General features: G+C 65.1%; 12 protein-coding genes. 10 read left to right on the top strand and 2 right to left on the bottom strand.

Features of this window, described 5'->3' with window-relative positions:
• The first annotated feature begins 13 nt into the window (after positions 1 to 13).
• Positions 14 to 907, top strand: coding sequence for a zinc metalloprotease HtpX (gene htpX / locus MU582_13360; protein ID UPK73424.1), 894 nt, complete (start codon positions 14 to 16; stop codon positions 905 to 907).
• Between the two features lie 12 nt (positions 908 to 919).
• Positions 920 to 1,489, top strand: coding sequence for a hypothetical protein (locus MU582_13355; protein UPK73423.1), 570 nt, complete (start codon positions 920 to 922; stop codon positions 1,487 to 1,489).
• Here the strand turns inward: MU582_13355 and MU582_13350 are convergent, their stop codons facing one another.
• Positions 1,490 to 2,380, bottom strand: a complete 891-nt coding sequence (locus tag MU582_13350; protein UPK73422.1) for a GNAT family N-acetyltransferase — start codon at positions 2,378 to 2,380, stop codon at positions 1,490 to 1,492.
• A gap of 50 nt (positions 2,381 to 2,430) precedes the next feature.
• Between MU582_13350 and MU582_13345 the strand changes: the two genes are divergently transcribed.
• Positions 2,431 to 3,540 (top strand): glycerate kinase, encoded by a 1,110-nt coding sequence (locus MU582_13345; GenBank protein UPK73421.1) that lies wholly within the window; start codon positions 2,431 to 2,433, stop codon positions 3,538 to 3,540.
• 535 nt (positions 3,541 to 4,075) lie between these two features.
• On the opposite strand, the gene MU582_13340 is transcribed toward MU582_13345, so the two are convergent.
• Positions 4,076 to 4,639, bottom strand: coding sequence for a GNAT family N-acetyltransferase (locus MU582_13340; GenBank protein ID UPK73420.1), 564 nt, complete (start codon positions 4,637 to 4,639; stop codon positions 4,076 to 4,078).
• Positions 4,640 to 4,807: 168 nt separating this feature from the next.
• Here MU582_13340 and MU582_13335 point away from each other — a divergent pair, with 168 nt between their 5' ends.
• The 7 genes from MU582_13335 (at position 4,808) to MU582_13305 (ending at position 13,449) form a co-directional block, all read left to right on the top strand.
• A complete protein-coding gene (locus MU582_13335) occupies positions 4,808 to 5,170 on the top strand; it encodes an iron-sulfur cluster assembly accessory protein (protein UPK73419.1) in 363 nt (120 codons plus the stop codon).
• 109 nt (positions 5,171 to 5,279) lie between these two features.
• Entirely contained in the window at positions 5,280 to 6,266 is a 987-nt protein-coding gene (locus tag MU582_13330) for a carbohydrate kinase family protein (protein ID UPK73418.1), read from the top strand.
• 188 nt (positions 6,267 to 6,454) lie between these two features.
• A complete protein-coding gene (gene coxB / locus MU582_13325) occupies positions 6,455 to 7,351 on the top strand; it encodes a cytochrome c oxidase subunit II (GenBank protein UPK73417.1) in 897 nt (298 codons plus the stop codon).
• Positions 7,348 to 9,105: a cytochrome c oxidase subunit I gene (gene ctaD, locus MU582_13320; protein UPK73416.1), complete on the top strand. Its 1,758-nt coding sequence runs from the start codon at positions 7,348 to 7,350 to the stop codon at positions 9,103 to 9,105. The genes coxB and ctaD overlap by 4 nt, the downstream gene beginning before the upstream one ends.
• On the top strand, positions 9,102 to 9,497 hold the full coding sequence (locus MU582_13315; protein UPK73415.1) for a cytochrome c oxidase subunit 4: 396 nt from the start codon (positions 9,102 to 9,104) through the stop codon (positions 9,495 to 9,497). Before ctaD ends, MU582_13315 begins: the two co-directional genes overlap by 4 nt.
• Before the next feature lie 109 nt (positions 9,498 to 9,606).
• A complete protein-coding gene (locus MU582_13310) occupies positions 9,607 to 10,842 on the top strand; it encodes an Ig-like domain-containing protein (protein UPK73414.1) in 1,236 nt (411 codons plus the stop codon).
• Positions 10,843 to 10,992: 150 nt separating this feature from the next.
• Complete coding sequence (locus MU582_13305; protein UPK73413.1) at positions 10,993 to 13,449, top strand: glycoside hydrolase family 3 C-terminal domain-containing protein; 2,457 nt, start codon at positions 10,993 to 10,995, stop codon at positions 13,447 to 13,449.
• Positions 13,450 to 13,477 lie beyond the last annotated feature (28 nt).

Genomic DNA, 13,477 nt, shown 5'->3' with positions numbered 1-13,477 from the left:
GCGAGGAGTACGAATGGCGAAGACACGGTTCCGTAGCGACGGCGGACTCACGCTCCGGATGGGGTTCGTGACGTTCCTGCTCGGTGCTCTGTACGTCCTGTTCGGCGGTCTGCTGATCTGGTACAGCGGCAGCATCGCGATCGGTGGCGTGATCGTGGTCGCGATGGCACTCGGCCAGTGGTACTTCTCCGACAAGATCGCGCTCGCGTCGATGCGCGCCCGTGAGGTGACGCCGGAGCAGGCGCCCGAGCTGCACGGGATGATCGACCGCTTGTGCGCGCTCGCCGACATGCCGAAGCCGCGGGTGGCGATCGCCGACACCGATCTGCCGAACGCCTTCGCCACCGGTCGCTCGCCGAACAAGTCCGTCGTCTGTGTCACCACCGGCATCATGCGCCGTCTCGACGGTGAGGAGCTCGAGGGCGTCATCAGCCACGAGCTCGCCCACGTCGCGCACCGCGACGTCGCCGTCATGACCGTCGCCTCGACGCTCGGCCTGCTGGCCGGGTTCATCACCCGGTGGGGAATGTTCTTCGGCGGCGGCAACCGCAACAACAACAACGGCATCGCGTTGCTGGCCGTCTGGGCCGTCAGCCTGGTGGTGTACGCGATCAGCTTCCTGCTCACGCGTGCGCTGTCGCGCTATCGCGAGCTGAGCGCCGATCGGTCCGGCGCGTACCTCACCGGCAAGCCGTCGGCACTTGCATCGGCACTGACCAAGATCTCCGGAGACATGGCTCGGATTCCGACCCGCGATCTGCGGGCGGCCGAGTCGATGAACGCGTTCTTCTTCACCCCGGCGATCAAGTCGGAGTCGTTCAGCACCCTGTTGTCGACGCACCCGTCGACCGAGAAGCGCGTCGAGCAGCTTGCCCGCATCTCCGCCGACCTCGGCCGGCCGATGTGAGAGTCTGACTCGATGGGTTTCTGGAGCTCGATCATGGGGCGGTCGACGCCCGCGAAGGCCGACCTCGATGCGTTGTTCGCCGTGCCCAATGCGGCGCTCACGCTCGAAGCCGGGGGCGGCTTCCTGCCTACGGGGTCGGGTTCGGTTTGCTATCGCGCGAGTGAGGGCGGCGCGTTCAACACCACCCAGAGCGATGTCGTCGAGCTGCTCGACGCCGACGACGGACCGAAGGTCGAGCGCAGCGAAGACTCGTACGGCTTCACCTGGCTGTACTGCCAGCAGGGTCCCGACGACCTCTCCGGTCTCGTCACCGACCTGCATGCGATCAACACCTCGCTGCAAGACAACGGGTTCGGTACCGCGCTGCTCTGCTCCCTGGTGAACTTCCGCGGCACCGACGGGCAGCCGCTCGCGATGGTCTACCTGTACAAGCAGGGCACGTTCTATCCGTTCGCGCCGCGCGGTGCGAACAAACGCGATAACAGCGTCGAGCTGCAGGTACGCGGTCTGATCGAGAACGACGTACCCCTGGAGAAGGATCTCCAACGCTGGTTGGGCGTCTGGGGCGCTCCGGGCCTCTGATCAGAGGAAGTGCGGGCTCGGCACGTACGGCGCCGGCGGCTTCATGAACCGCAGAGCGAGATATCCGCGCTGGTAGACCGACAGACGTGCCTGCATCGCCACGTCGATCGCCCAGTCCTGCTCGCCGGTCAGGCCGTCGACGGTGACCTGTTCACCCTCTGGAACCGCGGCGAGTGCGTCCCACAGCAGGCGAGTCGCCGTGCGTCGGTTCGTCGCTGCCATGAGGTACGTGCCTCCCGACGCCGGGACGTACACGTAACCGCTGCCGGTGGAGTCGTCTATGACGCGCAGAGCGAAGTGCTCGGCCATGAACTCGTGGTCGACCAGATGTGCTGCGCCGCGGACGAGCCGCCCGACCGAGTTCATCAGGTCGATGTCGGCGAGGCTGCCGTCACGTACGTGCTCGATCACCGGAATCGAGGATCGATCGACCACGCCGTGCATCAGCATCTGTGGATGAATCGTGAAGCCGGCTTGGTGATAGCGCCGCACTGCACGCGGATCCTGCGACGCTTCGATCATGCCGCGTACGCAGCCTTGGGAGTAGGTGAGCGCGGCGTCGAGTAGTCGCGCGCCGACGCCCTGACCCTGCGCGCCTCCGCGTACGGCGAAGCTGGACAGGATCCACATCGTCTCGCGCCGTAGCGAGGTCGCGACGCCGACGATGCCTTCGTCGTCCTCGGCGACCCAGCATCCGGCCCCGTCATGCGCGAGCAGATGCGCGCAGCGGTCCCGCCACAGGGCGCGGCGCCGACTGCTTCGCTTCTCCGGCATGGGCCAGTCAGCGGGGTTCGTGGCGACGTCGAGCGCGTGGAACGCTTCGCCGGTCAACGACTCTGCCGCGTCTATGTCGCCGGTGCGCATCGGCCGCACGGTGGTCTCCAACGCCATGTCGTCAACTTAGCGACTGTTCGAGAAGGTGCGCGTGCGAGGATGCGCCCATGCACGTACTGATCGCGCCGGACAAGTTCGCAGGTACGTTGAGCGCCGTCGAAGCGGCGCACGCGATCGCTGAAGGCTGGTCTGCGCAGTCACCCGATGACGTGGTGCGTTTGGCGCCGGTCGCCGACGGCGGCCCCGGTTTCGTGTCCGTACTGCAGGAGTCGCTCGGCGGCGAGCTCGCCGCCGTGACTGTGTCCGGACCCCTCGGCGCCCCGACGCCGGTGACGATCCTGCGCCACGAGCGCACCGCGTACGTCGAGTCGGCGCAGGCCTGCGGCCTGCACCTGGTTGCCGATGAGGACCGTGACCCGGAACGGTCTTCGACCTACGGCGTCGGCGAGGCGGTACTCGCCGCGGCGGACTCGGGTGCCGAGCGGATCGTCGTCGGGCTCGGCGGCAGCGCAACCAATGACGGGGGAGCGGGGCTGCTCGCCGCCCTCGGCGCCGACGCCGACGTACCGCTTGACCGAGGTGTCGCCGGGCTCGCGGGCGTCGGCCGGGTGGATCTGGACGCGGCCCGCAAGCGGCTCGCCGGCGTCGAGCTGGTGATGGCAACCGACGTCGACAACGTGTTGCTCGGGATGTTCGGAGCGACCAAGACCTTCGGACCGCAGAAGGGCGTCGCCGAATCGGATATCCCGGCGCTCGACGCGCTGCTCGACGCGTACGTCGTCGCGGCATGCGGGCCGACGCCGCCCGAGCGCCGCATCGCCGATGCGCCGGCCGCGGGTGCTGCGGGCGGCCTGGGGTTCGGGTTGCTGCTCCTCGGTGCCGAACGCCAGTCGGGCATTGAGCTCGTCGCCGAAGCGGCCGGGGTACCTGCCCTGGCGCGTACCTGTGACGTCGTGGTCACCGGCGAGGGCGCGTACGACTTCTCATCGCGCAGCGGCAAGGTCGTGTACGGCGTCGCACAGATCGCCGCCGAGGCGCTACGGCCCTGTGTCGTGGTCGCCGGCCAGGTGCTGGTCGGCTCGCGCGAGATGCGCGCGATGGGCGTGGAGTCGGCGTACTCGATGGTCGATCTGGTGGGGGAGGAGGCGTCGTACGCGGATCCGGCCGGCAGCCTGCGCGCGCTCGCTGCTCGGGTTGCGCGTACGTGGTCGCGGTAGCGCGTCTCGTACTCCGTTGGTGTGACTACCCGGCTGTCGGGTTCGGCTTCGCTGTCGGCTCATCCGCTGCTTCGGTGCGACTACCCGGCTGCCCGATTTCGCCGCGCTGTCGGCACCTCCGCTGCTTCGGCTGGTGCAAAGACGCGGCGACGCGGGAGCCGCAGGTACGTGGCTCGGGTTGCTTGCCGGCTCACCCGTTCCGGTTGGCTTTTGCGGGGTCGGTGGGTGGTGGTTCACCAAGTAGACATGGTGAAGTACCGCTTTGCATGGCAGGGACACCGTGCAAAGCGACACGTTGCAGTGCCCGTTGGTACGCCCGTGGTCGCCGGTACGGATGTGACGCCGAAGCCGAACGTTACCCCGGTCCCATATTAAGGTGGCGGGGAAGCCGCCAAGCAACCGAACCGAAATGGCGCTCCCGCGCGTCGCCGCGTCTTTTACCCAGCCGAAGGAAACGGCAAAGCCGACAGCGGCGCGGAACCGGGCAGGCGAGATGTCTCCGAGAAGGTATGGAAAGCCGAGCCGCAACGAACCGTCAGCCGGTCCACTCCTCCCGCAGGATCGCGTACGAACAACCGTCGATCCAGCCGTATTCGTGATGCCAGGAGTCCTTGACGCCGTACTCCTCGCGGCGCATGCCGATCTTCTCCAGGATGCGCGCGGACGCGTGGTTGTCGGCGAAGCAACCGGCGGTCACCCGGCGCAGGCCGAGGTCGTCGAAGGCCATCACCAGCAGCTCCCGGGCGATCTCGGTGGCGTACCCGTTGCCGGCGAATGCCGGGTCGAGGATGTAGCCGAGCATTGCCTGGCAGCCCTGTGCCTCGGCGGCGTTGCCCTGGCCCATGCCGTCGGTGATCTCGAGCGATCCGTCGCCGATGACTCGGCCGTCGAGCTCTGCGACGACCGAGTAGTCGCGCGGGTCGTCGATGCTGGCAAGTCGGTTCTTGCGGAACTCGCCCGGTTCGATCTCGGTCTTGATCAGCCATTCGAGAACACGGGCGTCCGTGTGGTAGCCGAGCATGGGTTCGATGTCGTCGTCGCGTACGGGGCGTAGGAGGAGGCGGTCGGTGTGCCGGGTCTGTACGTCCGTTTTCGTCACTGCGACTTGGTATCAACCCGATCCGAGCGGCGGCAAGCGATTTCCACCGGATGGGCCCGCCTGGTGGGCGTCGCCGCAGCGAACCCGTACGATGGGGAATGGAATCGATGGCCGGAGTGTTGGCAACGTCCGGGCACCGGAGTTTCCACCTACGTTCAGGAGAGATGAATGACTGTAGAGGGCACAACAGAGGTCGAAGCGCCCGCCGAGGGCGTCCTGCTCACCGAGGGTGCCGCGGCCAAGGTCAAGAGCCTGCTCGACCAGGAGGGCCGTGACGACCTGCAGCTGCGGATCGCCGTCCAGCCCGGTGGATGCTCTGGTCTCCGCTACCAGCTGTTCTTCGATGAGCGCAACCTCGACGGTGACGAGACCCGCGAGTTCGACGGTGTTGCCGTCGTCGTCGACCGGATGAGCGTCCCCTACCTGCACGGCGCGAAGATCGACTTCGTCGACACCATCGAGAAGCAGGGCTTCACCATCGACAATCCGACGGCGACCGGGTCCTGCGCCTGCGGCGACTCGTTCCACTGATTTCGCCGCACCCGCGCTCGCGTATCCGCGCGCGCTGACGTACGTTGAGGGCGCCTGATCGGCCCGATCGGGCGCCCTTCGTCATGTCCGCCCATCGCTCGGAGACTCTGTGCCGATCCTCGTCACCGGTTCCATCGCAACCGATCACCTGATGTCCTTCCCCGGTAAGTTCAAGGACTCCCTCGTCGTCGACCAGCTCGACAAGATCTCCCTTTCGTTCCTCGTCGATGATCTCGAGATCCGTCGCGGTGGCTGCGCGGCCAACATCGCCTTCGGCCTCGCCGTGCTCGGACAGCGGCCGCTGCTTGCCGGGGCCGTGGGTGAGGACTTCCGCGACTACCGCGCCTGGTTGGAGCGGCACGGCGTCGACTGTTCGCCGATCTACGTGTCGGAGACCAAGCACACGGCTCGGTTCGTCTGCACGACTGACGAGTCCATGGCGCAGATCGCGACGTTCTACTCCGGCGCGATGAGCGAGGCGCGCGAGATCGAGCTCGGCCCCATCGCGGACAAGCACGGAGTGCCTGACGTCGTCGTGATCGGGCCCAACGACCCCGAGGCGATGCTGCGCTACACCGACGACTGCCGGGCTCGTGGCTTTGCCTTCGCCGCCGATCCGTCGCAGCAGCTCGCGTGGGCCGGCGGCGACGTCATCCGCCGGCTCATCGACGGCGCGACGTACCTCTTCAGCAACGAGTACGAGGCCGCCCTGATCGAGCAGAAGACCGGTTGGGGACGCGATGAGATCCTCAAACGCGTCGGTACGCGCGTCGTCACTCTCGGCGCCGCGGGTGCGCGCGTCGAGCAGGAGGGGGAGTCCGACATCGTCGTCCCGGCCATCGCCGCGGTCAACGCCATCGAGCCGACGGGAGTCGGCGACAGCTTCCGCGCGGGTTATCTCGCAGCCGTCGGTGCGGGCCTCGGCCCCCAGCGTGCGTGCGAGGTCGGCTGCACCATCGCTGCGAGCGTGGTGGAGACCACCGGAACCCAGGAGTACACCTTGTCGGCGCACGGGTTCTTCGGCCGCGTCGAGACGGCGTACGGAGCCGACGCCGCCGACGAGATCCGGTCGTGTCTGGCGCTCCCGACACGCTAGAACCTCTACACCGAACCGACCGCACTGCTACGTCGAACGCGTTGGCCGTGGAGTCCACCTCATTGTGGTGAGGTTGTGGCGGGGCCCGAGCCACGCGACGACCGTACCCAGACCAAGATCGCGGTGGCGATTGGAGTATGGTGCGGACTGAAATCGCCATCGCTGTAGTGATGCAAGAAAGGCGCCTCGTGGGTCCCGAACTCCCCCAGAACGACGCGGTTCGCGCTGCCGGTCGGCGTCGACCGTCGCGCACGACGCGCGTCCTGCGGTCTGCCGCTCTCCTGCCGCTGGCCGTCTTCCTCGCGAGCTGTTCCAAGGACAGCGACAACGAGTGGCTGCGGATGGCACTTCCGAAGTCGGCGAGCACCGACGGCGAGCAGCTGTTCGGGCTGTGGCTCGGTGCCTGGATCGCAGTCGGTGTGACGTTCCTGCTGGTGTTCGGACTGATCGTGTGGTCGATGGTCCGCTACCGGCTCCGCTCTGAGAACTACGTACCGGTCCAGATGCGCTACCACCTGCCGATCGAGATGCTCTACACGGTCGCGCCGGTGATCGCCGTCGCCGCGTTCTTCTTCCACACCGTCGAGGTTCAAAACGACATCAACGAAGAGTCGGAGAACCCCGACCACGTGATCACCGTTGTCGGCCAGAAATGGGCCTGGACCTTCGACTACATGGGTGAGGACGCCGTCAACGGCAAGGACGTCTTCGACGACGGTTCGCCGGACGACATCGCAGATCTGTATCTGCCGGTCGGCGAGTCGGTGCGGTTCGAGCTGCGCTCACCCGATGTCATCCACTCGTTCTGGATCCCTGAGTTCTACCGCAAGCTCGATGTCGTACCCGGCGAGGAGAACTCCTTCCAGGTGACGCCCGACACCGAGGGCACCTTCACCGGACGCTGCGCGGAGCTGTGCGGCATGTACCACTCGAGGATGCTCTTCAACGTGCACATCGTGTCGCCCGAGGAGTACGACGAGCATCTGCGCGACCTGGAGGCCGAGGGCAACGTCGGCGCGCCGATGGGCGGCGCCGATGGCTCCACCGTCAAGGGCCTTGAAGAAGCCGAGGAGGAGGCCTCATGACCGCCACCGACATCCCGGGCACAAGCACCACTGTGACCCCGCGGCCGAACACGCTCGGCAAGAGGATCGTCAGGGTCATCACGACGACTGATCACAAGATGATCGGTACGTTGTATTTGGCGACGTCGTTCGGGTTCTTCATCTTCGGCGGCATTCTGGCGTTGTTGATGCGTGCGGAGTTGGGTGCTCCGGGTACGCAGATCGTCAGTGATGAGACGTACAACCAGTTGTTCACGATGCACGGCACGATCATGTTGCTGTTGTTCGCGACGCCGTTGTTCGTCGGTTTCGCGAACTGGATCATGCCGTTGCAGATCGGTGCACCGGATGTCGCGTTCCCGCGGTTGAACATGTTCAGCTACTGGTTGTTCCTGTTCGGTGGTCTGATCACGGCGTCTGGGTTCATCTCACCGGGTGGAGCGGCGAGCTTCGGCTGGTTCGGCTACGCGCCCCTGTCGAATGCGGTTCATTCGCCGGGAATCGGCGGTGACCTGTGGGTGATGGGCCTGTACCTCGCCGGTCTGGGCACGATTCTGGGTGCGGTGAACTTCGTGACGACGATCGTCACGATGCGCGCGCCGGGTATGACGATGTTCCGGATGCCGATCTTCACCTGGAACATCTTGGTGACGAGTCTGTTGGTGTTGATCGCGTTCCCGATTCTTGCGGGTGCGTTGTTGATGCTGGAGGCCGATCGGGCGCTGGGCGCGAACGTGTTCGATGCGGCCAACGGTGGTGCGATTCTGTGGCAGCACCTGTTCTGGTTCTTCGGCCATCCGGAGGTCTACATCATCGCGTTGCCGTTCTTCGGCATCGTGACCGAGGTGCTGCCGGTCTTCAGCCGTAAGCCGGTGTTCGGCTACATCGGCTTGGTCGCCGCCACACTCGGCATCGCGGTCCTCTCGATTGCCGTGTGGGCGCACCACATGTTCGTCACAGGGGCGGTCGACCTCGCGTTCTTCTCCTTCATGACGTTCTTGATCGCGGTGCCGACAGGCGTGAAGTTCTTCAACTGGATCGGCACCATGTGGGGCGGGTCGTTGAGTTTCGATACGCCGTTGATCTTCTCGTTGGGATTCTTGACGACGTTCCTGTTCGGCGGCTTGACCGGTGTCATTTTGGCTTCGCCGCCGCTGGACTTCCAGGTATCCGATTCCTACTTCGTGGTGGCGCATTTCCATTACGTGGTGTTCGGCACGGTGGTGTTCGCGATGTTTGCGGGGTTCTACTACTGGTGGCCGAAGTGGACGGGGCGGATGCTCGACGAGCGTCTGGGCAAGATGCATTTCTGGTTGTTGTTCATCGGGTTCCATTTGACGTTCTTGGTGCAGCATTGGCTCGGTATCGAGGGGATGCCGCGTCGGTACGCCGACTACAGCAGCGCCGATGGGTTCACGGTTTTGAACCAGGTGTCGACGATCGGTGCGTTCCTGCTGGGTGCGTCGACATTGCCGTTCATCTGGAATGTGTGGAAGTCGCGTCGGGCACCGAAGGTCGAATGCGATGATCCGTGGGGTTGGGGCCGGTCGTTGGAGTGGGCGACGTCGTCCCCGCCGCCGCGACACAACTTCGCCTCCCTGCCACGTATCCGTTCCGACAGCCCCGCGTTCGACCTGCACCACCCCGAGGTGGCGGCACTCGATCTGATCGACGACGAGGGCCCGATCGACGCGCCGAACACCGCCGGCCGTGATGACGTCATCGACACCGACACGCAGCGTGACGAAACCTCGAGCACGGAGGACGACAAGTGAGGTTTGAAGCCTGGATCATCGGGTTCTGCGCCATCTTCTTCGCGCTCGTCTCGCCGATCTACTGGTTCATGAGCGAGGACCCCACCGGGACGAGCGCGTTGGTGATGACCACGCTGCTCGCCGCGTTGATGACCTTCTACTTCGCCGTCGTCGCGAAGCAGATCGACGACCGGCCCGAAGACCGTGAGCACGCCGAGATCGTCGAAGGTGCGGGGGAGCAGGGCTTCTTCCCGCCGTACAGCTGGTGGCCGTTGTTCTGCGCCTTGGCGGCGTCGGTGATCGTACTCGGCGTGGTCATCGGCTGGTGGCTGTTCATCATCGGGTCGATCGTCGGCATCGTCACTGTCTGTGGTTTTGTGTTCGAGTACTACCGCGGAGTACACGCTCACTGACGACTATCGCGTCACATCGAGCCGCGGCGCGCCTGGATTGACCGGTCTGGCTTGCTACGCTGTAGCCTGAACCGTTCTCTACCGCGAATCGAATCCGGGACTCACCTGTATGTCGAGTATCAAGTCGCGCCGTCGCCTCCTGGCGACCGCTGCCGCGGTTGCGGCTGCCACCGCTGTCTTCACCCTCAGTGCTTGTAGCGGCAACCCCGTAACCGGTGACGACGGTGACGATGCGTCGCCGGCCGCGTCTGAGCAAGACGATGAGGCGGCGGATCCCGTCAAGTTGACCGCCAGCATCAAGGATGGTGCGGCGAACGTCGCGGTCGACAAGACGGTCTCGGTCTCGGCGGCCGGAGGTTCGATCGACAAGGTCAGTGTGTTCAGCGGGCGAGACGTGCCGAAGAACCAGGTCGACGGCGAGCTGAACGGCAAGAAGACCGCCTGGAAGGCCACCGGATCGCTCGAGCCGGGTAAGAAGTACCGCGTCGTGATGCAGGGCCAGAACGCCGACGGCGACGCTGTCACCGAGCGTTCGTCCTTCACCACCCAGGACCTCACCCTTGACCAGCAGACGTACGCCAGCATCGCGCCACTGGACGGAGCAGAGGTCGGCGTCGCCATGCCGATCATCGTCAACTTCGACATCCCGGTGACCAACAAGGCCGCGATCGAGCGCAACCTCGAGGTCGAGTCCAAGCCGAAGGTCGAGGGCACCTGGAGTTGGCTCAGCGATACCGAGGTGCACTTCCGGCCGAAGGAGTACTGGCCCTCGGGCACCGAAGTCACCGTCGACGCGAACGTCAACAGCGTGAAGGCCGGCCCGAACCTCTGGGGCCAGGAGAACAACTCGGCTTCCTTCACCGTCGGCGACGCCGTCGAGAGCGTTGTCAACGTCCGGGGCCACGAGATGACCGTCAAGGTCAACGGCAAGGTCGCCCGTACGCTGCCCATCACCACCGGCAAGGCCGGCTTCGAGACTCGCGGCGGCACCAAGGTGATCATGGAGAAGCACGACGTCAAGCGGATGGACGCTGCGACGACGGGCATCGATGAGGACGATCCCGAGTACTACAACATCCCCGACGTGCAGTACGCCATGCGCGTGACGTCGACCGGCGAGTTCATCCATGCGGCGCCCTGGTCGGTCGGCTCGCAGGGTGCCGCCAACGTGAGCCACGGCTGCGTGGGTCTGAGCACCTCCGATGCGCTCTGGCTGTACAACAAGTCGAGCATCGGAGACCCGGTCAAGTTCATCAACAGCCCGCGAACGCTCGAGCAGGGCAACGGCTGGACGGACTGGGACCAGTCGTACCAGGAGTTCAAGCAGGGCAGCGCACTCTCCTAGTTGGCGCACCCCCGTCTTCGAGTCGCCACAATCCGTGGTCGGTGTTAGCGTCGCGCTAGTACCTGACTACACGACACCAAGCGTGGTTGGTGCCTGAGTATCCGTCCAATACTACGGGCCTGGGCGCATCATGTCCTCTGGGGCCCGGGTATGAACCTGATCAGGACGCCGTACGGCGGCCGAAACCAGGAGTACTTCAGTGAGGATCCCTACCTGACCGGCGCTATGGCATCGGAGATCGTCAAGGGTATTCAAGCAAGTGGTGTCAGCCAGGCCACGATCAAGCACTTTGTGGCCAACGAATCGGAGTATCAGTTCGAGCGCTGGACGTCGGCGAACCGAGTGCCGTCGCGGGCCATGCACGAGCTCTATCTGTTGCCGTTCGAGATGGCCGTCACCGATGCCGACCCGGCATCGGTGATGTGCGCGTACCCGCACGTCAACTTCAGTTACAACTGCGACAGCTCGCCATTGCTGCAGCAGACGCTGCGGCAGAACTGGGGATTCGACGGGTACGTGTTCTCGGACCGCCGTGCGCAACAGAGCACGGTGCCGTCGGTGCTGGCAGGCGTGGACGTTGAGCTCGACGAGACGCCTGAGTGGTACACGCCCGAGCTCATCAAGGCCGCCATCGTCTCGGGCGAGATCAGTGAGGGAAGCATTGACGATCTGCTGCGCCCCCGATACATCAAGATGTTCGAGTTCGGCGACTTCGATGATCCGCACGACAAGTTCGGGTGGGACCAGATCAACCTGACGCCGGAGGGCGAGCACGCCCAGCTGTCCAAGGAGGCCGCAGCGGAGAGCCTGGTGCTGCTGAAGAACGACCAGGATCTGTTGCCGCTCAACCCGAACGCGGTCGAGTCGATCGCGCTGATCGGTGCCGACTGGTTCGCCGGCGAGGCGGCTCTGCCGCCGCGCAGCGGAAACCGACTGGCCAATGTCAGTGTCGTCGAGCCGTACCAGGTCACTCCGCAGGAAGGCTTGGAGAACGCACTCGAGGACGCGGGCAGCAATGCCACCGTGACATACAACGACGGTGACACGATCGCGGATGCCGACGCGCTGGCGGCCGACTCCGATGCCACCGTCTTGATGATCGGCGATACTCCGCGCGAGACATGGGACAAGAACGGCAACCTGCAAGAGGAGAACCCCGGCGGTAACGCGTCCGGTGCTCCGAACGAGGTGGCCGATCTGGACCTGCCGTCGGTCAACGGGACCAACCAGCAACAACTGATCCCGCGGATCCTCGCGGCGAACCCGAACACCGTTGTGGTGATCAAGACCGAGGGCCAGGTGAACATGCCATGGGTCGACGACGCTCACACCCTGATGGAGGCGTGGTTCCCCGGTCAGGAGGACGGCAACGTTGTCGCCGACGCGATCTTCGGCGCGACCAACTTCTCCGGCAAGCTGCCCATGACGATCGGCAAGACCGATCGCGAGGCTGCCTATCAGCGCAACGAGCAGTACCCGGGGTCCGAGGAGCAGACGGGTACGCCCGGCGGCTACGGGCGCGATCCCATTCCAGGTGAACCGCAGCGTGTGGTCCGATACACCGAGGGTCTGAAGATGGGCTACCGGTGGTATCAGGCGACGGACACGGAACCGCTGTTCCCGTTCGGATTCGGATTGTCGTACACGACGTACGAATACTCGGATCTGTCCGCGAGCACCGTCAAGGGTGCGAACTCGCATCCGGCGCTACGGGTTCGGTACACCGTGACGAACACCGGCGACATGGCGGGTAAGGAGGCCTCCCAGGTCTATCTCACCCTGCCGAAGTCGGCGCACGAGCCCTCGAAGCGGTTGGTGGGCTTCGAGAAGACGGCGCTCGATCCGGGGGAGAGTAAACGCGTGAGCGTGACGCTCGATCCGTCCAGCTCGAACCATCCGTTCTCCTACTTCGTACCCGACGACGCCGACGACCTGACCAAGTGGGCCGACGGCGAGTGGGCACTGCCCGATGGTGATTTCACCGTCAGCGTCGGAGGCTCGTCGGCCGACACTCCGCTGAACTCGACGGTCGAGATGAACTTCTCGAACCGAGCGGCGACGGCGAAGAACGTCAAGGCGAAGACGAAGGCGAATACGTCGAAGGTGATCAAGCTCAAGGCGAATGACCCGGACGGGGACGCACTGGCGTACACCTACGGCAAGCGGCACGGCAACACCGTGACGCCGCTCGGTGACGGGTCAGCGGTCCGCTTCATGCCGAAACGCAACTTCACCGGCAAGACGTCGTTCGAGTACACCGTCGACGACAACCATGGCGGCACCGCTACCGGCAAGGTCACGGTGCGAGTCACGAAGGCGAAGGCCAAGATCACCAAGGTGAAGGTCACCCCCAATCGGATAACGCCGAACACCCGGGCGACTGTGTCGCTGCGAGTGACCTCAGGAGGCGGTGTCGCCGCGAAGGGCAAGGTCGTTGCCCGGGACGGCAAGCGCAAGGTAGGCGGCGCCAAGCTCAAGGCGAACGGGTCGGCGAAGATCAAGCTGAAGCGACTCGGCCAGGGCAAGCACAAGATCAAGCTGGTCTACCAGGGTTCGTCCTCGACGAAGGGCGCAACGAAGACCACGACGATCAGAGTGAGGCGATAACGACTGAACCGCAAACGGTGCGGCTGCC

This window comes from Nocardioidaceae bacterium SCSIO 66511, assembly GCA_023100825.1.
Taxonomy (GTDB): Bacteria; Actinomycetota; Actinomycetes; order Propionibacteriales; family Nocardioidaceae; genus Solicola.
This window is presented reverse-complemented; position numbering and strand designations above follow the sequence as displayed.